Raw genomic sequence first — 22,471 nt, forward strand, 5'->3', positions numbered from 1 at the left:
CGAACTTTGTTTGAACACCTTAACTCAAGAATAACTATTAACCCACGCCAGACTAAAGAAATTACCCATCTCATAAATGCAGAAACGCGGTGTAATTTGAAACAAGAAGTTGATTAGGGAAACGATCTTTGCTAGAGATGCGACTACGTCTGATGGTTATGACAATGCAGTTTTGGTCATAACAGTAAAGTAAGCGCTAATCTTTGTTGAGGCTAGAAAATAGATGCAGGCTTACCAAATTTATCACCGTAAAGACGGCAGTATAACCGACACTCTGACCAAGGGTTTCAAAAAATAATTGTAAATTAATATCTCCTTTATTTAAAATTATGTCCCATGAATAGAATAGACTTTTTAAGAAATGGCTTAATTGCTACAGGCGCTCTGCTTACCGCCTCTTCCTTAAACTCAGTTGCTGCGCCAATTGATGCGGCTTTATCTGCTACCGTTGCAGGAAAAACATTTAATCTGGATTATGCACCTCATCAGGGCATGTTCGTAAATCAGGGTGGAAAGAGTTTTCTGGATCAAATTCAATACATGTATGATCAGGGTTTCAGGTCTCTGGAAGACAATGGTTTTTTAGGTAGATCTATCGAGGAACAGACAAAAATAGGCAATTTGATGACAAAGTTGGGCATGAGGATGGGCGTGTTTGTGGTAGACGGTGGCGATAACTGGAAGACTTCATTAACGACAGGTAAAAAAGAATTCAAAAATCATTTTATTGACACCTGCCGCAGGTCTGTAGAGGCTGCTAAAAGATGTAATGCCAAATGGTTAACGGTAGTTCCTGGATTTTACGAACGAAACCTTCCCTATGGCATACAAATGGCAAATGTAGTGGATGCCGTGCGTGCAGGTGCAGAAATATTTGAACCCCACGGCCTTGTGATGGTTTTGGAAACCTTAAGCGATACACCAGAATTGTTCCTGCAGCAAACCCATGAAACTTTCAATGTTTGTAAGGCGGTGAACAGTCCTTCTTGTAAAATACTCTATGACATTTATCACATGCAGAAAATGGAAGGTAACCTGATGTTAAATATAGACCGCTGCTGGGATGAAATCGCGTATATTCAAATCGGTGATAACCCAGGGAGAAATGAACCAACTACAGGAGAAATTAATTATAAAAACCTATTTAAACATTTGCATGGAAAAGGGTACAAAGGCATCATGGGCATGGAGCATGGAAAGTCTTTAACAGGCGCTCCGGGTGAACTGCGTCTTTTACAGGCTTACCGGGAGGTAGATGATTTTATTGGTTAAGAACAAACCTACCTTATTGTTTCAGATAAACCTGTAAAAATCATCGTGCTTACCAATTGATTGTGATGCTTAGTAAACTTGTACAAATATTTCAGGCGAGTTACTTTGCCGTATTAGGCCATCTTATTTAGAATATCTGAGCTCTTATGTTACCTTATCGGGATATCTAAAATTTTTAGGAGCGACAGGACTTCAGTGCGTTTCGCAGACCGAAAACTGCAACCTTCGATTTTTTTTGGAATAATTAACATGACAAATACTGCCTAAAACTGAATCGATCGTCAGCGCAGTTTGGAATAGGAGAAAGAAAATAATAATCAATCTACAAATCAAATTTTAAGAGAAAGAAATCAAATGTTCAGGTGGTTTTTTTGAGAAACATAAAAAGACTCTTGAAGCTTTGCAAATCCATTATTAGCTCATAAGAAAACTAAAATAAAAGCTCCCAACAGGCGATGACCATCACCATATTAAACCCCACTATTGTTTGGTAATAGGAACTCCTCTGTCACTCGCTAACTCAAACTTATAGCCGACGCCTTTTACTGTAGTCACATAGTTGTCGCCCAATTTTTCTCTTAGTTTTCTTATGTGCACATCAATTGTCCTATTTGTTACTACTACGGAATCTTCCCAAACGTTTTTTAGGATTGCTTCTCGCGTATACACTTTTCCGGGTTTGGTTGCCAATAAATGCAACAACTCAAATTCCTTTTTTGCCAATGTAATCTTATCTCCATTCTGGAAAACTAAGAAAGCCTCCCGATCTATCACAAGATCGCCGATTTCTACTTTACTTTCCACTAAATCTTTACTAGATGAATTTCTGCGCAAAATAGCATTAATCCTACTCACTAAAGCTCGGGGCTTTATTGGCTTTGCTATGTAATCGTCAGCCCCTACATTAAAACCTGCAATTTCTGAATATTCTTCACTCCTAGCAGTTAAAAAAACCATAAAAGTATTCTTAAATTCAGGAATAGCTCTCATCAATCGACAAGCTTCAATGCCATCCATTTTAGGCATCATGATGTCTAAAATTATTAGATCTGGGTGCACTTGCTTGGCTACTTGAATTCCCTCATGCCCATTTGATGCAAGAAAAACCTGATAACCTTCTTTCTTTAAATGATATTCAATTAATTCTAGGATATCGGGTTCGTCATCTACAATTAAAATCTTTTGTTCCATTATGCCCATATTAATTTATGCTTACGAAATTATCAACTAAAAATCAAATTTAGGTTAACTCGCTGTTAACAAAACATTAACAATACTGCGCATTAGTTAAACTCAATTACCTAATGGTCTTGGTTAAAAATGCATCCAGCTGATCTCCCCGAAGATTTTTAGCAACAATGACACCTCCGGGATTCACTAAGAAAGAAGAAGGAATGGCATCAACTTGATATTTCCTTACTGTTAAGCCATTGAAATCTTTTAATTCGCTAACGTGATGCCACGCTAAACCATCTGCTTTAATTGCGTTTTGCCATGCAGCCTTATCTGTATCTAACGACACACCTAAAATATCAAAATTTTTATCTTTAAACTTATTGTACACTTTTACAACATTCGGATTTTCCTGTCTACAAGGCTGACACCATGAAGCCCAGAAATCAATTAAAACAAATTTTCCTTTAAAATCTGATAAGCTTATAGGTTTACCATCGATGCTATTAATGGTAAATCCAGGTGCAGGTTGGCCAACCTGTACGGCTTTTAAAAGCGCCATTTGTTTTACAAAAGCATCCACAGTCGGGTTTCCAATAATTTCAGTTTTAATTTCGTCTGAAAACTTGACAAGTTCTGCTTCAAAATCTTGAGGATTTAACGTGCTCATGGCATAAAAACTTGCCAAAGTTCCTTTATTGTCTTTCGCAAATTTCAAAATTGAAGCATTCAATGCATTTACGTGCGCCTCATATTGCGGCTGCAATGCTTGTTGAATTTCCGTTCTTTGATTTGGATGTTCTGCTACGCGGTTGTTAAATGTAGTTTGCAGGGCTTCCACTTCGTTAGAAAATTTTGCTCTAATCACATTTAATTTACCAAGTGCATCAGATTCTTCAGGACCAGAAATCTTATAAGCCATATTTGCATCTTTCACATCTGCTTCGAATTTTATCTCGTCAGTGTTGTTGCAGATCAATAAATATTCTGCTTTCTCATATTTTAGCTGGTAGAAATCCTCTGTAGGAGAATTATGGATAAACTTAAACTCTCCTTTTTCTGAAAGGTTGGTAGAATCTACAGCAGCCATCTTATTGTTTACCATGCCAAAAAGATAAATTTTCTTATTTGGCTCTGCATTTTTCAAAGTTCCGTTTATGATGAAATAATCTTTTGGTTTGCAAGCAGAAATGGCAATTGCAAAAATAAATAACCAAATGGTGTTTTTTAAAAATTTTAGTCCCCTAATTTTCATTATTTCAATTTTTCTAATATGATTAAATTAATTTTTCTCGCGTCGGCTTTTCCCTTGGCCATCTTCATCGTTTCGCCAACAAAAAGCCCTAAAACTCCTTTTTTCCCTTTTTTATAAGCATCTACCTGTTCCGGGTATTTCTTCAACACCTCATTCACAAAACCATTCAATTCATCTACATCATCACTAATCAATAGATTTAACTCAGTTGCTAAAGTTAACACCTTTGCGTCCGGTTTTTGTTCAAGCGCTGGTAAAAGCTGCTGCAACGCTAGCTGTTGATTCAGTTTTCCTTCCGAAACTAGATTTACAACCTGGGCCAACTTTTCCGGAGCAATAACATAGGTAGCTACCTCAATTTTTTGATCTGCCAATCGCGCTCTGATTGGCCCAATTAACCAGTTAACAAACAGTTTTATATTTTTAACCACTTTTCTTCCGTCATTAAAATAGGCAAGTAACTCTACATCTTCTGCAAAAAGATCAGAATCTGACTTGCTGATGCCATAAGAAATGGCCATCTCCTCCGCTATTTGCTTTGGAAGTTTTGGCATCGCCGATTTAATTGCACCTAACCATTCGTCAGAAATTTTTATAGGCTGAAGGTCTGGGTCTGCAAAATATCGGTAGTCATTTGCCTCTTCCTTACTTCGCATTGGCGAAGTAGTTCCGCTTTCGGCATCGAAATTTAAAGTACTCTGAATTATTTTCCCGCCAGCTTCTACCACTTCAACTTGTCTGCCGAACTCAAAATTAATCGCACGACGCACATTTCGGATCGAATTTAGATTTTTTACCTCACATCGAGTTCCAAATTCTTTATCGCCATATGGACGTACGGAAATGTTTGCATCGCAACGCAAACTGCCCTCCTCCATATTTCCATCACTCACATTTAAGTGACGAACTAATTTTCTAATTTCAGAAAATACTGCCGCGGCTTCTTCGGCACTGTTTATGTCAGGCTCGGTTACAATCTCGATAAGGGGCACACCTGCCCTGTTTAAATCTACAAAAGAATAATTTTCATCTTTGTCGTGAATGCTCTTTCCCGCATCTTCTTCTAAATGAATGCGATTGATTCGAATCGTCTTATTTCCTCCATCTGGTAGTTCTATTTCCAGAAATCCATTTATGCAAATTGGTTTGCTGTCCTGAGTAATTTGATACCCTTTTGGCAAATCTGCATAAAAATAATTCTTGCGATCGAAATGATTTGATTGGTTAATGGAACAGTTTAACGCCAAGCCTATACGAATGGCTTTTGCTATAACTTCTCTATTAATTTTTGGTAAAGCACCAGGCAATGCCAACGAAACTGGAGAAATATGAGCGTTTGCATCTGCGCCAAATGTGGCACTATCAGAAGAAAATATCTTGGTATGAGTATTCAGTTGAACGTGGATTTCTAAACCCGAAACTAGCTGGTACTTTTTACTATGATGCATTTCGGAAGTAGGCATTTAGCTTTTCTTTGTTAATTGGCAAATATATATATTATTCGCAAAGCGATGTTAGGCATTAATTAATACTGACAAAAAACCTAGATTTAATGGGACATGAATAATAAAAACAGCGATCTAATAATTTTGAAAGTAAATAGGAGTTAAAACGAAATGGCTCGAATCTTTTGCCGATTGATGCCAACACAAGAAAGGCATTCGAAATTCTATTTTTCCGAAAAATCTTTTAATTCCGCCAAAACCCTTACCAACAAAGCCTTTTCTGATTAAAACTTTCCTCAAATACCGAAACTAACTAGGTTTTTTTTCCTACTCGCACTAAAACGGGCAAATATCTGACCAATAAACCACAAAAACCTTTTAAGAAGAGTCATTTACTGCCGCTCAGTTTCGTAGAAAAGAAGTCGACTGGCTTTCTCATTAGCTAACTAGAGCCTGCGATGCGCTACAATTGAAAATTTGTAATCTTCGTTAACGTTGCGGGCTAGTACCTAAATTCAAACCGACAGAAATTTAACGCCCATATTGTATTCTAGCAAGCGCATATGCGGCCTTTCCAATACAGCCATGTTTCAATAAATGAGTAAATACCGCTATTATAATGGCGAAAAAGTTTATTTCTATTATTTTAGCATGTTAAAGTTGCCTAAGTAAGCGAAAAAACCTAGTTAATTAAAGATTAGCAAACTTTAAATTATTTAATTAAACTTTCTGCCTTTTCTAAAGCCCTGGCTAATCCATCACCATTTTTCCCACCTGCAGTTGCGTAAAATGGTTGTCCTCCGCCGCCGCCTTGTATTTCTTTGGCAAGGTCACGAACGATAGTAGAAGCATTTAAATTCCTTTCCTTAACTAAGTTTTCAGAAAGCATCACCGTTAAACCGGGTTTGCCATCAATCTCAGTTGCAAAAATTAAAAACATATTGTCTACCAAATCTTTTGTTGCAAAAGCTAAGTCCTTAACCGCATCTGCATTAGGCAAATCTATTTGCTTTGCGATAAAATTAATACCATTTATAGGTTTAATGTGATGTACGAGTTCATGTTTCAGTGTGTTAATGTGCTCTAATAATGATTTTTCTACTTCTTTCTTTAGTTTCTCATTTTCATTAAAAAGCGCTTGCACCGCTGCAACTAAATCCTTGTTTCCCGTAAATAAAGATTTTAGCTGGTGTAATTCGCTATTTTGTTCCATTACAAAATCTTCAGCTTTTTTCCCCGTGATGGCTTCTATTCTCCTCACACCGGCAGCAACCGCGCTTTCTGCAACAATCTTAAAAAAGCCAAGTTGCCCTGTTGCATTGACGTGCGTACCTCCGCAAAGCTCTTTACTAAATTGATCTCCTACGGTTATCACGCGCACGAAATCACCATATTTTTCTCCGAATAGCGCGGTAACTCCACTTTCCATTGCTTCCTTATGTGGCACATTTATTTGTTCCTCAACAGTTATGTTTTCTCTAATTTTTTGGTTTACAATAACCTCTATTTTTGCGACTTCATCATCAGTTACTTTAGAGAAATGAGAAAAATCGAAACGCAAATAATCCGGGTTTACCAACGATCCCTTTTGGTTTACATGGGCGCCCAACACTTTTTTAAGCGCTGTATGCAATAAATGGGTTCCTGTATGGTTATCTTCTGTTGAAACTCGCTTATCCTGATCTACAACCGCCCAAAAACTACCTTTCAAATTATCTGGCAAGGTATCTGTAAAATGTACGGTTAAGCCGTTCTCCTTTTTGGTATCTTTTACCTCCACCCAAAATTGCCTGCTGTGGTCTTCAATTCTACCTGTATCTCCAACCTGCCCCCCACCTTCGGCATAAAAGGGCGTTTTCTCGAGCACAATTTGATATTGCTCTTTTCCCTTCGCGTTCACTTTACGATATTTCAAAATTTTGGTCTCCACTTCCAATTCATCATACCCGACAAATTCACTTTGCTCCTCAAAATTAACGATTATCCAGTCGCCGGCATCAATGGCAGTAGCGGCGCGAGAACGATTTTTCTGCTCCATTAGGGCTTCATTAAAAGCTTCGATATCTATTGACCAACCCTTCTCACGAGCCATTAGTTCTGTTAAATCGGGAGGAAAGCCAAATGTATCAGACAGTTCGAACACGAAATCACCAGAAACCACATTTTCATCATTTGGTTGATATTTTTCAAAACGTTGAATACCGGCAGATAAAGTCCTCAAAAAAGAAATTTCCTCTTCCAAAATCACTTTCTGTACAAAATCTTGCTGCGAACTCAATTCGTCAAAGACGCCTTTAAATTGCGCGGCCAATAAGGGTACCAATTGATTTAAAAAAGGATCTTTAAAATTTAAAAAAGTATAAGCATATCTAACTGCACGTCGCAAAATCCTCCTAATCACATAACCGGCCTTATTGTTTGATGGCAATTGGCCATCGGCAATCACAAACGAAATTGCCCGAATATGATCTGCCATCACGCGCATGGCGATGTCAGTTTTCTCATCAGCACCATATTTTATTCCAGACTTTTCTGCAATAAATTGGATAAGCGGCTGGAAAATGTCGGTATCATAGTTGGAGTTTTTTTCTTGTAATACGCGCACTAAACGCTCAAAACCCATTCCCGTATCCACATGTTTGGCAGGAAGATTTTGCAATGAACCATCCTTTAAACGGTTAAATTGCATGAAAACGTTGTTCCAAATTTCGATTACTTGCGGGTGATCTGCGTTTACTAAAGTTGCGCCATCCACAGCAGCCTTCTCCTCAGTTGTTCTCGAATCTATGTGAATCTCAGAACAAGGGCCACATGGACCAATTTCTCCCATCTCCCAGAAATTATCCTTTTTATTTCCCGGCAGAATGTGATCTTCATCGACATACTGTTTCCAAAAATCGTATGCTTCTTGATCTTTTTCTAAACCTTCTTTTTCGTCACCCTCAAAATAAGTAACATATAAATTTCCTTTCGGAATTTTGTATACTTCTGTCAGCAATTCCCAACTCCACGCAATGGCTTCCTTTTTAAAATAATCACCAAAACTCCAGTTTCCTAGCATCTCAAACATGGTGTGGTGGTAGGTATCTATTCCAACTTCTTCTAAATCGTTATGCTTGCCCGAAACGCGCAAACAACGTTGTGTATCTGTTAAACGCGTGTAACTGATTTCGGCCTCTCCCAAAAATAGATCTTTAAACTGATTCATTCCTGCGTTTGTAAACATTAAGGTTGGATCGTTTTTGACCACAATTGGTGCAGATTGAACAATTTTATGTTTCTTGTTTTCAAAAAATGTCAGGAACGTTTCTCTAATCTGTTTGGCTGTCATGTATCTCTATATCTAATGGGAAACAAAATTAAAATTTTATTATGGGATTCAACAAAAATCCCAGTACATTTGAATACTTTAGTTAACAAGCATAAATCACTCATAATCAATCCATACACATGCCTTATAAAGAAAGAGATATCAATAAGATGTATTACACGATGGGCGAAATGACTGAAATGTTTCATGTTAACGCCTCGCAAATTCGGTTTTACGAGAAAGAGTTCGATATTTTGCAGCCAAAGAAAAATAAAAAGGGAAACCGTCTTTTTACGCCTGAGGATGTCGAAAATTTAAAGATTATTTTCAATTTGGTTAATGATAAAGGGTATACTTTAAAAGGTGCAAAAGATTTTTTGAAGAACAATAAGGGGGATGCAAAAGAAAATCAGAAAATTATAGATGCGTTAGAAAATTTAAAAGGATTTTTAGTGAATTTAGCCGATGAGCTTTAATGTTAAAAAGCAAAAATATCTCTTCGTTTTATTATAAATATTTCTAATTGGATGTAAAGATAGAACGTCACTAGGAACGACATTCTTTAAAAGACGCCCCTCTAATCATGGTTTAGAAAACACTAAAATGACGAGGACACAAATAACGGAACATCTAAAGCTTAGACCCAATTTTGGGATACAAGTGACCGTATCAATAAATTAAATCCATAATAAGGGCTGCTCGCTCTCTATACGCTACTAACAAAAAATTAAATTATTTAGTTGCAATAAGTTTAGCTGAAGAAAACTTTAGAATTCGTCATCAAGTTGATAATGTATTGGTGATAAAAAGTGAACGAAAAATGTATCTTTTTAAAAAAAATAGCATAGTTCAAACGTTTCACATTTCATTAGGACCGCACCCCGTTGGGCAAAAAGAGCGCGAAGGAGATGGAAAAACGCCAGAGGGAATGTCTATTTTAGATTGGCAAAGATTTAGTGGAAAAACTGTTAACCCCTTCCATATCTCTTATCCAAACAGCTTAGATATTGCTAAAGCGGCAACCAAAGGCCTTATTGAAGGAAGTATTATAATGGTGCATGGAACTTCTAAAGGTAGCAAGAAAAAAGATTAGACGAATGGATGCATAGGTCTAAATAATAACGATATGGCAAAGTTCAGAAAACTTGTTTTTCAAGACACGCATATAGAAATTAGGAAATAATTTCTTACCTTTCATTAACCAAATAAAAGTTCCCCGAAACTTTCTTTAGGCTAACGCTCGCTCTATGAAAGGCTCTCTCCTATTTTTCGTAGCTACTTTCCCAATTCAACTAATCGCTCAAGAAAACCTTGGGCCTCGACTTACCGCCATGGGAAACAACTCCGCTGCTGTTGCAGATGTTTGGGCGATCCAGGCAAATGCGGCAGCCATTACCTTTTTAAAAAGACCAATCGTTTCTATCAATTACATCAAACACTTTTTAAGCGAAGAGATTAGCACGCAGGGTTTAGCAGTTGTAATTCCCACCAAAAACAACTTTATATCAGTAGGATTTAACCGCTATGGACTAAGTAGTTATAACCAAAATAAAATTAGTTTCGCTTATGCGAAGGCTTTTGGCAATCAGCTTTCTATGGCTATGACCGCCAATTACCATCAATTAAAAATAACCAACTACGGATCGTCCAATGCATTTTCTGCCGACGTCGGCTTTTATTTTAGATTTAGCAAAATCTTTAGTTTAGGCGCTTACATGACCAATCCTACAAAGCAATCATTTGCAAATGCAGAAGTATCCATTCCAATTAAAACGAGCTTCAATATTGGCGCCAGTTATCTAGTTTCTGATAAGGTTTTAATGGCGGCCACTGCATCAAAGCTATTAAAAAACGCAATAGACGTAAGTTTTGGCATGGAATATAAAATTGCAATGCCTATTGCACTCCGAGCTGGTGTTAGCGCGAAACCATTTAAACAGTATGCCGGCTTTGGTGTGGATTTTAATAAACTGTTGATAGATTTTGCAACAATATTCGACAGTAACCTGGGATATTCACCTCAAATAGCGCTCGGATATGCATTTTAGATTGACTGCAATACTCCTTTGTTTTTTCTGCGCCGCTAATGCCCAGGTGAACGATCCCGAACAAGAAATTCAAGAAGTTATAGAAAGCCAATTCGAAAATTTACCCGAAGATTATGATTTAACAGAAATATTGGAAATACTGATACACCTTCGAAGGCGTCCATTGGATTTGAATAACGCTAGCGCGGAAGATTTAGGACAAATATTCTTTCTATCGCCCTTACAAATTTCTAATTTCCTGCTTCACATCAAAGAAAATGGAAAACTCGCAGACCTGTTGGAGTTACAAACCATTGATGGTTTCGATCTTAAAACCATAAAAAATCTGCTTCCATTTGTCAGCCTGAAAGCAAACTCTAATCTGGAAAAAATCAACTTAAAGAACTTTTACAAATTTGGAAGTCATGATTTCATGATGCGTTTTTCGCAAACATTAGAGAAACAAAAGGGCTTTACAGATTTGCCTGGGAACAGGTATCTAGGAAGCCCTGAGAAAATGCAGCTGCGGTATAAATTTCAATTGGCAGACGTATTTGCTGCGAACTTAACCATGGACAAAGATGCAGGGGAACACCTATTTGAAAAGCGCGTCGATTTTATTTCGGGCAATATCTCTTTCTATAAACTTGGACGGATAAAAAAACTGGTAATAGGCGACTACAACCTTCAATTTGGACAAGGATTAACGCTTTGGACCGGGTTCTCGTTTGGCAAAAGTCCGGAGGTGACAAGTGTGGCAAAAAAAGATTTAGGTTTGCGCAGGTACTCCTCAACAAACGAGTTCTCATTTTTAAGAGGCGCTTCTGCAACCGTAAACGTTCTCGGAAACATTTTTCTAACACCTTTTGTGTCTTTCAGAAAATTGGATGCAAACCAAAGTGTAAATGGAGTTGGCGACATTGTTCAGACGACCATAAATCAAACCGGGTTACACCGCACCAAGACTGAATTGGAAAACAGAAATAGTTTAAGGCAACAAATTATTGGCGCAGTTGCAGAGTACAAAACAGACAACTTAAATATCGGATTGGTAGGCTATCACACAATTTATGGAAATGGTTTTATCACCCAAAGTGCGGTATACGACAGGTACAGTTTTACAGGAAAAACATTGACAAATATTGGGCTACACTACAATTATTCTCTAAAGAATTTTTATCTGTTTGGCGAGGGCGCAAAAAGTTTAAAAAGTGCGGCAGCATTTCTAAATGGCGCATTAGTTAGCTTATCGCCCAATGTTTCGGCGACAGCATTATACAGAAACTACAGTAAAAATTATCATAATTTTTACAATCAGGCAGTGGCAGAAGCAACTGAAGCGGCGAACGAGGAAGGTTTGTACCTAGGATTAAATGTTGTTCCAAATAGAAAATGGGCGTTTGCCGTTTATGCAGATTATTTTAAATTTCCCTGGCTCAAATTTAGGATTGACGCACCTTCTAGAGGGAATGAGATTCTTGGTCAAATTACTTTTACTCCAAGCAAAATTTTTAAAGTACTAGCAAGGTTTAAAACCGAAAGCAAACAACAGAATACAGACCAGGAAGTTCCAATAGCGTTTTTAGAGGATGTAAAAAAAGAAAACTACCGAGTGTCAGTAAATTGGCAGGTAAACAAAACAATTTCTTTTCAAAATCGAGTGGAAGTTTCTCAATATCAAAAGGGCAGTATTTCATCAGAATTTGGTTTTTTAATCTATCAAGATGTGGATTTTAAACCAAATAACTCTAAAATTTCGGGTAACATCAGACTAGCATATTTTAACACATCTAGCTACAATAGCAGAATTTACGCATACGAAGACGATGTACTCTACAGTTTTGCATTTGGAATTTACAGTGGGAAAGGCCTGAGAAATTATTTCAATTTAAAATATAAGCTGGCAAAAAAACTTGATGTTTGGTTAAGATATGGGTTGTACTTATACAAAAATCAAGAAACGGTTGGCTCTTACCTCGATGAAATTAAGGGAAGTAAAAAATCTGAAATGAAGCTACAAATAAGGTATCAGTTCTAAAACATGTTTAAAGCAGCGTATTTCTTCGTGAGAATTCTACTTCCATTTTTGATGGGAATCGTGATTGGTTATTTTTTTGTGAACGAAGATCTTTTACTCCTATCAGCAGTTGCTAGCCTCATCCTACTTTCTACCCTTTTTGTTTGCAACGTGCGTTACAAGAAAAACGATCTATATAAGGTAAAAGGTTGGCTCGGGTTATTGATTTTTCTATTTATCTTTTGTTTTGGGAGCTTCCTTTGCCTATTAAACAAAGACGAATTAGTTCATAACTATTTTGCGAATCAAAAATCTACCTACTTGAAAGCTTGGGTAAATAACGAGCCACAAAAAACGGGAAAAATCCTTAGGTTTACGGTTATTACCACAACAGCGTACCAAAATAACCAAGTTAGGAAGGTTTGCGGCAAACTTTTACTTGCACTTATCTTGGACAGTCTAAAGCCGCTTAAGCTTGACTATGGAGATGAAGTTCTTATCTCTGCAAATTATCACGAAGTTGAAGGTCCAAAAAATCCTGGAGAGTTTAATTTCAAACGTTGGTTAGCTACTCAGAATGTGCATCAACAGGCTTTTATAAGCCAGTCAAATTTGGTTAAAACAGGAAAATCGACAGGAAATATAGTTTTAGCTTTTGCGCTAAAATTACGTCAAACAGCGGTAGAAAAATATAGAAAGCTCATAAAAAACGACGCAGCTTTTTCTGTTGCATCTACCTTAGTTTTGGGATATCGTGCTGATCTCGATAAAGAAATAAGAACAAATTTTATAAATACGGGAACGATGCACGCGCTTTCCGTATCCGGCGCTCATGTGGGTATTATCTATCTAATTTTAAATTACTGTTTACAATTCCTCAATAAAAACAAGAAACTTATTTTGTTAAAAGCAATACTGCTTTGTCTATTTATTTGGGTTTATGCATTGATAACAGGTTTATCGCCATCTGTTGTTAGAGCCGCCATTATGCTTTCTATTTTTATTTGCGCTACGACTTTTACCAAAAGCAGAAATGGATATAACATTCTTGCTTTTGCAGCATTTCTACAACTGCTTTTTAACCCTTTTTTAATTTTCAATGTGGGTTTTCAGTTGAGTTATATAGCTGTTTTTGGATTGCTTTATCTTCAACCAAAAATATATCATCTCCTCTACATAAGAAATAAATGGTTAGATAAATTCTGGAATTTCACCGCCTTGTCCTTGGCGGCGCAACTTGCAACCTTTCCAATTGCAATTTATTATTTCCATCAGTTTCCAGTTTACTTCCTTTTAGGAAATCTATTTATTTCCATACCGCTTGTGCTTATGATGTATCTAGGAATTTTAGTGTTAATTCCGGGTTTATCATTTTTAGCACCTATTTTTGAATGGATTATCAACCTTACCAATACCGTATTACATTTCGTAGCCTCTCTGCCATTCTCTACGCTCAACGGAATTTGGATAACATTTCCGCAGTTTCTCGTCTTAAGTGTTGCCTTCGGGCTGGGCGTATATGCAACTACAAAACTTAAAAAAAGGTTTATATTTTTTTCTTTATCGATGTTTGTCGTTTATCAAGTAATGGTTTTGGGCGACAACTTAGAGAAAAAAAATCAGCATAAAGTTATATTTTTTAGTCTGAAGAAAAACTATGCAACAGCATTTATAGATGGGAACTCAACGGTATTGTTAACTGACCTAAATCCCCACGACAAAAACTATCAATTTTCTATCCAACCCGCGCTGAACCAAGCAAAAATCACTCAACTACACATCACCACCCTTCGTACAGATACAATCTTAAAGCAATTTGTTCTCAAAAATCAGCAATTGGTGTTTAACAAATTCAGAATATTTTTGTTAGATAAGCAACTAAACTATAAAATCATTACCAAGCCTGCTATATTTGATGCGATCTGGGTAAATAATACACCTTCCTACAAACCGGATAGTTTGATTAAAAAAATAAGTTTTGGCACATTGCTTATCGACGCTACAAATAAAAATTATAAAGCAGAAGAATATGAAAGTTTTTATAATGATGGTTTGACACGAGTAATTAACTTAAAGCAGCAGAGCGCCTTTTCGGTAGATTTAAAGAAGAACGATGAATAACTTAGTTAACTATAAAGTTGAAGCGAGAATTGGTACAATTACCCTTAATCGCCCAGAGAAGCGCAATGCCCTAAATCCGGCGTTTATCGCTGGAATAACTGATGCTTTAAAAAAAGCGTCAGCAGATAAACTTGTAAAAATAATTATATTAAAAGCGGCTGGAAATTCTTTTAGCGCAGGCGCGGATTTAGCTTATCTACAAACGTTAGAAACCAACTCTTTCGAAGAGAATTTAGTAGATTCTAGAAACTTGAAAGATCTGTTTGCAGCCATTTATTACTCACCCAAAATTGTAATAGCCCAGGTTGAAGGCTATGCCATTGCTGGAGGTTGCGGATTAGCCACTGTTTGCGATTTTATTTTTGCGACTCCAGAAAGCTGTTTTGGCTACACAGAAGTAAAAATTGGTTTTGTACCTGCCATTGTCTCCTGCTTTTTACCTCAAAAAATTGGAGAAACTTTAACAAAAGAATTACTGTACACAGGTAAAATAATTTCTGCAAAAGAAGCGTTAGACGGTAAGCTTATAAATTTTGTAACAAATCCAGAGGAAATCAATCAAAAAGTACATAATTTTGCATTAGATTTGTGTAATAGCAGCTCGCAAAGTTCATTGGAAGCAACTAAGACACTTATCAATAAAAACATCGATGTTGAGTTGGAAGTTGCGGTAAAAACGAATGCAGAGATAAGAGAAACAGATGATTTTAAAAAAGGAATAAACGCTTTTCTAAACAAACAGAAAATTAATTGGTAAATAAAAAAAAGATGATAAAATCAATAAAAACAAGCGTACTTGCGCTATTAATGGTCGGTGCTGCGGTAGTGGTACACGCTCAAAAAACGATAACTGAAGGCATGATGACTTTTAGTGTGGAAGCCAATGGTACAACAACAGATGTGAAAAATAAGTTCAACGGCGATTTAACGAAAATCGAAATGGAATCTGGCCCAGCTTTAGTTAATGTTATTTCTAACACCACCACAAAAACAGGTTTACTACTAATTGATGTCCCTGTTGCGCAAAAGCAGTTTGCGGTTAAAATTTCTAAAGAAGATACCGAAAAACAAGAAGCTGCAATGCCAAAATATTCTGACTTTAAGCCAACCGGAGAAAAACAAGTGATTGGAACATTAAACGCAGAAAAGTACACATACAAGGATGAAAAGGGTGCGAGTCACGAGCTTTGGGCAACTAAAGACATTGTCATTCCAGCATTAACAAATAAGGGGTTTTTTAAAGGGTTAGACGCGGTTCCAGTAAAATATACTGCTGTGATTAATGGCGTAGAATCTAATATGACTTTAAAATCCATCTCTACCGATAAAGTTGGAGCAATTTCATTAGATATTCCTTCTGGATATGAACTAACGACAATGGACGAATTACGTGCCATGCAGGGCGGCGGCTAGTCTATTCTATAACCCATTTTTTAAGGCTTTTTAACTGCCGGCTTTTTTCTAAATTAGCCAAAAGTTAAAAGGCCTTTTTCTTACATAAATAATTATGAAAAACATTTTACAAAAACTCTTCGTCTCTGTCCTCTTTCTTTGCACTTCAGTTTCGTTAAGGGCGCAAGACATTCAATGGGCAAAAGACGGCAACTCGTACTATCAAATTGCAAATGGAGAAATTGCTTTAATTACATTACCAAAGAATGAGCGCAAAGTAATTGTGCCTGCGGCATCCCTTACTCCAAAAAACCAAGGGTCTCCATTAAATATTCGAAGCTTCCAGCTTTCTGCGGATGGAACGAAAGCACTTATCTTCACAAACAGTAGAAAGGTTTGGCGTTATGAGACTCGTGGCGATTATTGGGTGAGCGATCTTACCAAAAATCAGTTGGTGCAAATCGGTGCAGACAAGCCTGCGTCGTCGTTAATGTTTGCAAAATTTTCTCCTGATGGAAATCAAGTTGCCTATGTTAGCGAACATAATCTATATGTAGAAAACACAGATGGCTCTGCTACAAAAGCTTTAACTACTGACGGGACTAAGCGTATTATAAATGGAACTTTTGATTGGGTATACGAAGAAGAATTTGATTGTAGAGATGGATTTAGGTGGAGCCCTGATGGTAAAAGCATCGCCTACTGGCAAATAGATGCGCGGAAAATTAAAAACTTCTTAATGATAGACAATACCGATTCTATCTATTCTTTTACGATCCCGGTAGAGTATCCTAAGGTTGGCCAAGACCCTTCTGTTTGCAAAATTGGCGTGGTAGATTTGGCGTCGGCAAAAACGCATTGGTTAAACATCCCTGGTGATAGCATACAACATTACATTCCGAGAATGCAATGGATTCCGAACAGCAACGACATCATCGTACAACAATTAAACCGTGAGCAGAATCAAAGCAAAATATTCGTTTGTAACTCAAGCACCGGCACATCAAATGCAATTTATACAGAAAATTCAAAGTCATGGATTGATGCTGAAGAAAACTGGAACTGGTTAGACAACAACAAGGAATTTACGATAACGAGTGAAAAAGATGGCTGGAACCACTTATATAAAATCAGCAAAGACGGAAAAAGACAGACTTTGGTTACTAAGGGCGATTATGATGTGATAGAAGTTAAATTAATAGACGAAAAAAATAACTTTGCCTATTTTCTTGCTTCGCCAACAAACGCAACCCAAAAATATTTATATAGAACTAAACTAGACGGAAAAGGAAAATTAGAGATGGTTACTCCGTCTGTACTACCTGGAAGCCATGATTATGACATCTCGCCTACTGCTACATTTGCGAACCATCATTACAGTAGCGCCGTAGTAAGACCAATTATCGAATGGATGAATTTTAAAACCGGCAATCCTTTGAGTATGGATGGCAGCATCACAAATCAATTGGCAAAACAAGCAACCCCAACAAATAAAGTAGAATTTTTTAAGGTAACAACAGAAGATGGTATTGAATTGGATGGCTGGATGAAAAAGCCAAATAATTTTGATGCCAGCAAAAAATATCCAGTGTTATTTTACGTATACGGAGAACCTGCAGCGGCTACGGCAACGGACACTTGGGGAGCTGGAAAAAACCCGTTATATAGAGGAGACTTGGCTGAGGATGGATACATTTATGTTTCTATGGACAATAGAGGTGCACCCCTTCCAAAAGGCAGCACCTGGCGAAAAAGCATCTATAAAAATATTGGCACGATAAACATCAGGGATCAGGCGATGGCTACAAAAAAACTATTGGCCACTTATCCTTTTATGGATAAAGATAGGGTTGCGGTTTGGGGTTGGAGCGGCGGTGGGTCTTCTACCCTAAACTTACTTTTTCAATATCCCGAGATTTATAAAACTGGTATTGCCATTGCTGCGGTGGCCAATCAGTTAACTTATGATAATATTTACCAAGAACGCTACATGGGCACACCATTTCCAAGTAATGAATCATACGTTAAAGGTTCACCGATTACTTATGCAAAGAATTTAAAAGGTAATTTATTGTACATTCATGGAACAGGAGATGACAATGTGCATTATCAAAATGCGGAAATGTTGATTAATGAATTGGTTAAAAACGGTAAACTTTTCCAATTGATGGTTTATCCGAACAGAACGCACAGCATATCAGAAGGGCAAGGAACCTCTGCACATCTCTCTATGACTTATACCAAGTTTTTAAAAGATAATTGTCCGCCGGGAGCGAAATAAAAACAAATGTAAGGGCTGCTTCCAACAAGAAGCAGCCTTTTTTATGCGATCAACACCTGAGTAAACATTGCGACGACGATGGCAACACCGAAACTAAGCAGGGTACCAATTAACACATACTCTGTTAATTTTAAATCGTGGGCATCTGTCAAATCACCAAACCTAAATATAGATTTTGCAGCCAGCAAGAAACCGACGGCTTCAAAATGGCTAGTTAAAATAAACATAAAAATTAGCAAACGCTCTAAAACACCGATGTACTTTCCTGCATTTTGTAAAGATTGTTGATTATCTATTTGGGAAATTGGAATCCATTTATTAATGATCACCCTAATCATAACCGATGATGGAGTGCTTAGAAATAATCCGCTCAACACTACTAACCAAAGGTTTCTGTTATTTAAGAAATTAAAATCTATGTTTTTTTGATAAAAGGCATTCCAAATAAGTACAGTGGCCACAATGTGCAGCAACTGATCTATGAAAAACCACCATCTAGCATTTTTTTTAGTTTGTAAATATAACTTCAATACATCTATCGCAAAGTGAACAATTCCGATAACAATTGCCATCCACCAAACATCAAAACTAAAAAAGACAGCGAATATTAGAAAAATATGAATGCAGATATGCAGGTATAGTTTACCTGATTTCAATTTTTTAGCTTCTTTATCTTTTACCCAACTTGCAGGCTGCAAGAAAAAATCGCCTATTAAATGAGCAAACAATATTTTTATCAAAATAATATCCATTAGTCTTGTATAATTTGATTTATCTTTTTTCTGTACAACCTATCCATATCCATTAACTCATTAAAACGGGCTCTTTTAAGCGCTTCACTTACAGATGATTGTGTTCTTCCAGATAAAATAGCCAATTCATTTTGTAATAAATCTCCATTCTCCATGGCGTATTTAACAACTTCTGCAGTTGCAGTACCCCAACTATCCATTGCCACCAAGGCCAATTTTATGGTTACGTTCATTTCTTCATCAAAATCTTCATATTCTGATTTTATAGCCAAATTAACCTTTGATAATTTTAAGCCATCAAAAGCATTTCCAGAATGCACAAATGCATCACCACTAGCTTCTGTAATTTTGCCTTTTACCTTGTTAATTGTCCCCAATCCGATGCCCATACGTGCATCTGCAGCCTTATTTACCTTGATACAAGCCTTTAAATAAATAGCTGCCCATAAGGCATTCGAAGCCAAAATTTCTAGCTGAAAACTATCTCCTCGAAAAATCTCCCAATCGCTATTTTTTTTAGAAACATACTTTAAAGCTGCCTTTAAGCTTAAAAGCCATGGTTCCTTAATTTTCCTAGAACCGATTATATCTCCTGTAATAATGCAAATCATATACTAATATCCTTAAAAAAAATATCAATTACAAATATTATCGGCTATTTAACCGATATTCAGTATTATCGGCTATTTAACCGATATTTATTATTATCGGCTATTTAACCGATATGATTTAAAAACTTAAATAGTAGAAATTTGTTAAGCTGATATGGCTTTGATCACCTTCACAACTAGAGGCATTTACTGTAAACAAGGAGATTTCTATATAGATCCCTGGTGGCCCGTAGATTACGCCGTCACTACCCATGGGCATGCAGATCATGTTCGCTCTGGCAACAAGCACTATCTTTGCCACACCTTAACTGCAGCAATTATAAAACGAAGGATAAGTCCGGATTTAGATGTACAGACACTCAATTATGGAGAAAGTATCGTAAAAAATGGCGTAAATATATCATTCTTTCCTGCAGGGCACATTATAGGTTCCGCACAGGTAAGGTTGGCCTATAAAGGAGAAGTTTGTGTAATCTCTGGAGATTATAAAATAGAAAACGATGGCATAAGTACGCCTTTCGAACCTGTAAAATGCCACAGCTTTGTTTCTGAAAGTACATTTGGCCTACCGATTTACAAATGGCAAAAACAAGAGGTTGTATTTGACGGAATTAAAAATTGGATACAAGATAACATCGCTCAACAAAAAACAAGTATTCTAATTGCCTATAGTTTAGGGAAAGCGCAACGACTGATTAAAAATTTAAACGGAGCGGCACCAATATATGTGCACAACAGTATAGCAAACGTAAATGATGCAATTATAGATGCGGGCGTAGAATTGCCAGAAACCATCAGGATAACACCCGAAGTTGCAAAGGGCGATTTACAAGAGGGAATTGTGATTGTCCCACCCGCAATGAGAGATAGCAAATGGATAAAAACACTTTCGCATCCGGTAACCGGCATTTGCTCTGGATGGATGCAAGTCCGTTCTCACCGACGTTGGCAAAGTGCAGATGCTGGCTTTGCTTTAAGCGATCATGCAGATTGGCCTGGATTATTGGAGGCTATAAAGGCCACAGAAGCAGAAAAAGTATATGTAACACATGGGTTTACCGCAGCATACAGTAGGTTTTTAAATGAGATTGGTATTGAAGCAGAAGAAGTGGTAACCAAATTTGGCCAAGAAGATGATGATGATAAAGTGGATACCGAGATTAACGATTACAACCCTGCAATTTAAATCTACCGCATGAAACGTTTTGCAAAACTATTACAGGAATTAGAAACAACCAATAAAACAAACGATAAAATTGCCGCTATAGCTCGATATTTTTCTGAAGCAGATCCGGCAGATATCATCTGGGTTATTGCTCTTTTTACCGGTAAAAAACCGCGCAGACCAATAAAATCAGCTTTGCTAAAAGAATGGGCTATAGAAATTACAGATACTCCATTATGGTTGTTTACAGAAAGCCACCACAATGTTGGAGATTTAAGTGAAACCATTGCGCTACTGTTGCCGCCAGCAGAAAATATCTCAGCGTTGAGTTTACACGCCTGGATAGAAGATTTACAAAGTTTAGAAGGGAAGTTGGATGAAGAAAAGAAGACGTTTATTGTAGAAGCTTGGAATAAGCTAGACAATCAAGAGCGGTTCATTCTAAACAAACTCATCTCGGGAAATTTTAGGCTGGGCGTATCTAATAAAATGCTAGTTAATGCGCTTGCAAAACATCACGAGATCGATAGCGCCCAAATTATGCATAGCATAATGGGAAAGTGGGATCCACAGCACATTACGTATGGCGAACTTATAAATGGAGACCACGTAAATACAGACAGTTCTTGGCCATATCCTTTTTGCCTTGCTTATGCGCTAGATACGGACCCGGAAAATTTAGGAGATATTAATGAATGGCAGGCAGAATGGAAATGGGATGGTATCCGCGGACAGATTGTGAAACGCAATAGCGAATTATTTATTTGGTCGAGAGGGGAAGAATTGGTTACAGAACAATTTCCAGAACTTCATTTTTTAGTTGATATTCTTAAAGATGGAACGGTTTTAGACGGTGAAATTTTGGCTGTTGTCGATAAAAAGGTACTTCCATTTAGCACCTTACAACAACGATTAAACAGAAAAACCATCAATAAAAAACAATTGGAAGAGGCGCCAATTGGTTTTTTTGCATATGATGTGCTAGAATTCGAGGGGAACGACATTCGCCTCTATCCCTTGAAAGAACGCAGAGCTATTTTGGAACAGATTTTCTCTAAAATTGAGGAACATTCTATTATTTTATCGCCAGTACTAAAACCTAGTTCTTGGGAAGAATTGGCGCGTTTAAGAGCAACATCGCGAGAGCTAAATAGCGAAGGTTTAATGCTGAAGAAATTAGGCTCGAACTATCACACCGGGCGAAAACGCGGCGATTGGTGGAAGTGGAAAGTAAATCCCTACACCGTTGATGCCGTAATGATTTACGCGCAAAAAGGAAGTGGTAGAAGGGCAAATTTCTTTACAGATTATACTTTTGCAGTAAGAGATGGCGAACAATTGGTTACCATTGCCAAAGCGTATTCTGGCTTAACCGATAAAGAAATTAAAGAAGTAAATTCTTTTGTAAATAGAAATGCAATTGAGAAATTTGGCCCTGTACGGACGGTGAAACCAGAGTTGGTTTTTGAAATTGCATTTGAAGGCATTGCGGAAAGCAAACGCCATAAAGCCGGTCTAGCGCTTAGGTTTCCGCGAATTTTTAGGTGGCGGAAAGATAAAAATGTACAAGAAATAAATACATTGGACGATTTAAAGCAACTGTTGGCATCAACATTAGCCTAAATTAATCAAGATTGACGGGCGAAGTAA

Annotated in this window: 17 protein-coding genes; 11 read left to right on the forward strand and 6 right to left on the reverse strand. The window is 37.1% G+C overall.

Annotated features, from left to right (window positions below):
- Positions 1-336 precede the first annotated feature (336 nt).
- Positions 337-1,272, forward strand: coding sequence for a hydroxypyruvate isomerase family protein (locus ACVWYG_RS02550; protein WP_457268561.1), 936 nt, complete (start codon positions 337-339; stop codon positions 1,270-1,272).
- 480 nt (positions 1,273-1,752) lie between these two features.
- Here ACVWYG_RS02550 and ACVWYG_RS02555 read toward each other — a convergent pair whose 3' ends face one another.
- The 4 genes from ACVWYG_RS02555 to alaS form a co-directional block, all read right to left on the reverse strand.
- The gene (locus ACVWYG_RS02555) at positions 1,753-2,472 is read right to left on the reverse strand and encodes a response regulator transcription factor (RefSeq protein WP_457268562.1); all 720 of its coding nucleotides are present in this window, start codon (positions 2,470-2,472) and stop codon (positions 1,753-1,755) included.
- Between the two features lie 97 nt (positions 2,473-2,569).
- Positions 2,570-3,700, reverse strand: coding sequence for a redoxin domain-containing protein (locus ACVWYG_RS02560; protein WP_457268563.1), 1,131 nt, complete (start codon positions 3,698-3,700; stop codon positions 2,570-2,572).
- Positions 3,700-5,163 (reverse strand): Asp-tRNA(Asn)/Glu-tRNA(Gln) amidotransferase subunit GatB, encoded by a 1,464-nt coding sequence (gatB, locus tag ACVWYG_RS02565; RefSeq protein ID WP_457268564.1) that lies wholly within the window; start codon positions 5,161-5,163, stop codon positions 3,700-3,702. Before gatB ends, ACVWYG_RS02560 begins: the two co-directional genes overlap by 1 nt.
- Positions 5,164-5,857: 694 nt before the next feature.
- Positions 5,858-8,476, reverse strand: coding sequence for an alanine--tRNA ligase (gene alaS / locus ACVWYG_RS02570; RefSeq protein WP_457268565.1), 2,619 nt, complete (start codon positions 8,474-8,476; stop codon positions 5,858-5,860).
- Between the two features lie 119 nt (positions 8,477-8,595).
- Between alaS and ACVWYG_RS02575 the strand changes: the two genes are divergently transcribed.
- The 8 genes from ACVWYG_RS02575 (at position 8,596) to ACVWYG_RS02610 (ending at position 18,293) form a co-directional block, all read left to right on the forward strand.
- Positions 8,596-8,931 (forward strand): MerR family transcriptional regulator, encoded by a 336-nt coding sequence (locus ACVWYG_RS02575; protein WP_457268566.1) that lies wholly within the window; start codon positions 8,596-8,598, stop codon positions 8,929-8,931.
- A gap of 323 nt (positions 8,932-9,254) precedes the next feature.
- Positions 9,255-9,548 carry a L,D-transpeptidase family protein gene (locus tag ACVWYG_RS02580; RefSeq protein ID WP_457268826.1) on the forward strand — a complete coding sequence of 98 codons (294 nt, stop codon included), beginning with the start codon at positions 9,255-9,257 and terminating at the stop codon, positions 9,546-9,548.
- A gap of 154 nt (positions 9,549-9,702) precedes the next feature.
- Positions 9,703-10,503 (forward strand): hypothetical protein, encoded by an 801-nt coding sequence (locus ACVWYG_RS02585; RefSeq protein ID WP_457268567.1) that lies wholly within the window; start codon positions 9,703-9,705, stop codon positions 10,501-10,503.
- Positions 10,493-12,520, forward strand: a complete 2,028-nt coding sequence (locus ACVWYG_RS02590; protein WP_457268568.1) for a helix-hairpin-helix domain-containing protein — start codon at positions 10,493-10,495, stop codon at positions 12,518-12,520. Before ACVWYG_RS02585 ends, ACVWYG_RS02590 begins: the two co-directional genes overlap by 11 nt.
- A 3-nt stretch (positions 12,521-12,523) precedes the next feature.
- Positions 12,524-14,620: a ComEC/Rec2 family competence protein gene (locus ACVWYG_RS02595; RefSeq protein ID WP_457268569.1), complete on the forward strand. Its 2,097-nt coding sequence runs from the start codon at positions 12,524-12,526 to the stop codon at positions 14,618-14,620.
- The gene (locus tag ACVWYG_RS02600) at positions 14,613-15,377 is read left to right on the forward strand and encodes an enoyl-CoA hydratase/isomerase family protein (RefSeq protein WP_457268570.1); all 765 of its coding nucleotides are present in this window, start codon (positions 14,613-14,615) and stop codon (positions 15,375-15,377) included. Before ACVWYG_RS02595 ends, ACVWYG_RS02600 begins: the two co-directional genes overlap by 8 nt.
- Positions 15,378-15,388: 11 nt before the next feature.
- Positions 15,389-16,033 carry a hypothetical protein gene (locus tag ACVWYG_RS02605; protein ID WP_457268571.1) on the forward strand — a complete coding sequence of 215 codons (645 nt, stop codon included), beginning with the start codon at positions 15,389-15,391 and terminating at the stop codon, positions 16,031-16,033.
- Between the two features lie 94 nt (positions 16,034-16,127).
- Positions 16,128-18,293, forward strand: a complete 2,166-nt coding sequence (locus ACVWYG_RS02610; protein WP_457268572.1) for a S9 family peptidase — start codon at positions 16,128-16,130, stop codon at positions 18,291-18,293.
- A 41-nt stretch (positions 18,294-18,334) separates the two neighbouring features.
- On the opposite strand, the gene ACVWYG_RS02615 is transcribed toward ACVWYG_RS02610, so the two are convergent.
- Positions 18,335-19,045, reverse strand: coding sequence for a DUF3307 domain-containing protein (locus ACVWYG_RS02615; RefSeq protein WP_457268573.1), 711 nt, complete (start codon positions 19,043-19,045; stop codon positions 18,335-18,337).
- Positions 19,045-19,656 carry a hypothetical protein gene (locus tag ACVWYG_RS02620; protein WP_457268574.1) on the reverse strand — a complete coding sequence of 204 codons (612 nt, stop codon included), beginning with the start codon at positions 19,654-19,656 and terminating at the stop codon, positions 19,045-19,047. The genes ACVWYG_RS02615 and ACVWYG_RS02620 overlap by 1 nt, the downstream gene beginning before the upstream one ends.
- Before the next feature lie 154 nt (positions 19,657-19,810).
- Here ACVWYG_RS02620 and ACVWYG_RS02625 point away from each other — a divergent pair, with 154 nt between their 5' ends.
- Entirely contained in the window at positions 19,811-20,842 is a 1,032-nt protein-coding gene (locus ACVWYG_RS02625; RefSeq protein WP_457268575.1) for a ligase-associated DNA damage response exonuclease, read from the forward strand.
- A gap of 9 nt (positions 20,843-20,851) precedes the next feature.
- A complete protein-coding gene (locus ACVWYG_RS02630; protein WP_457268576.1) occupies positions 20,852-22,444 on the forward strand; it encodes an ATP-dependent DNA ligase in 1,593 nt (530 codons plus the stop codon).
- The last annotated feature ends 27 nt before the right edge of the window (positions 22,445-22,471 follow it).

Source organism: Pedobacter sp. UYEF25, from assembly GCF_054061655.1.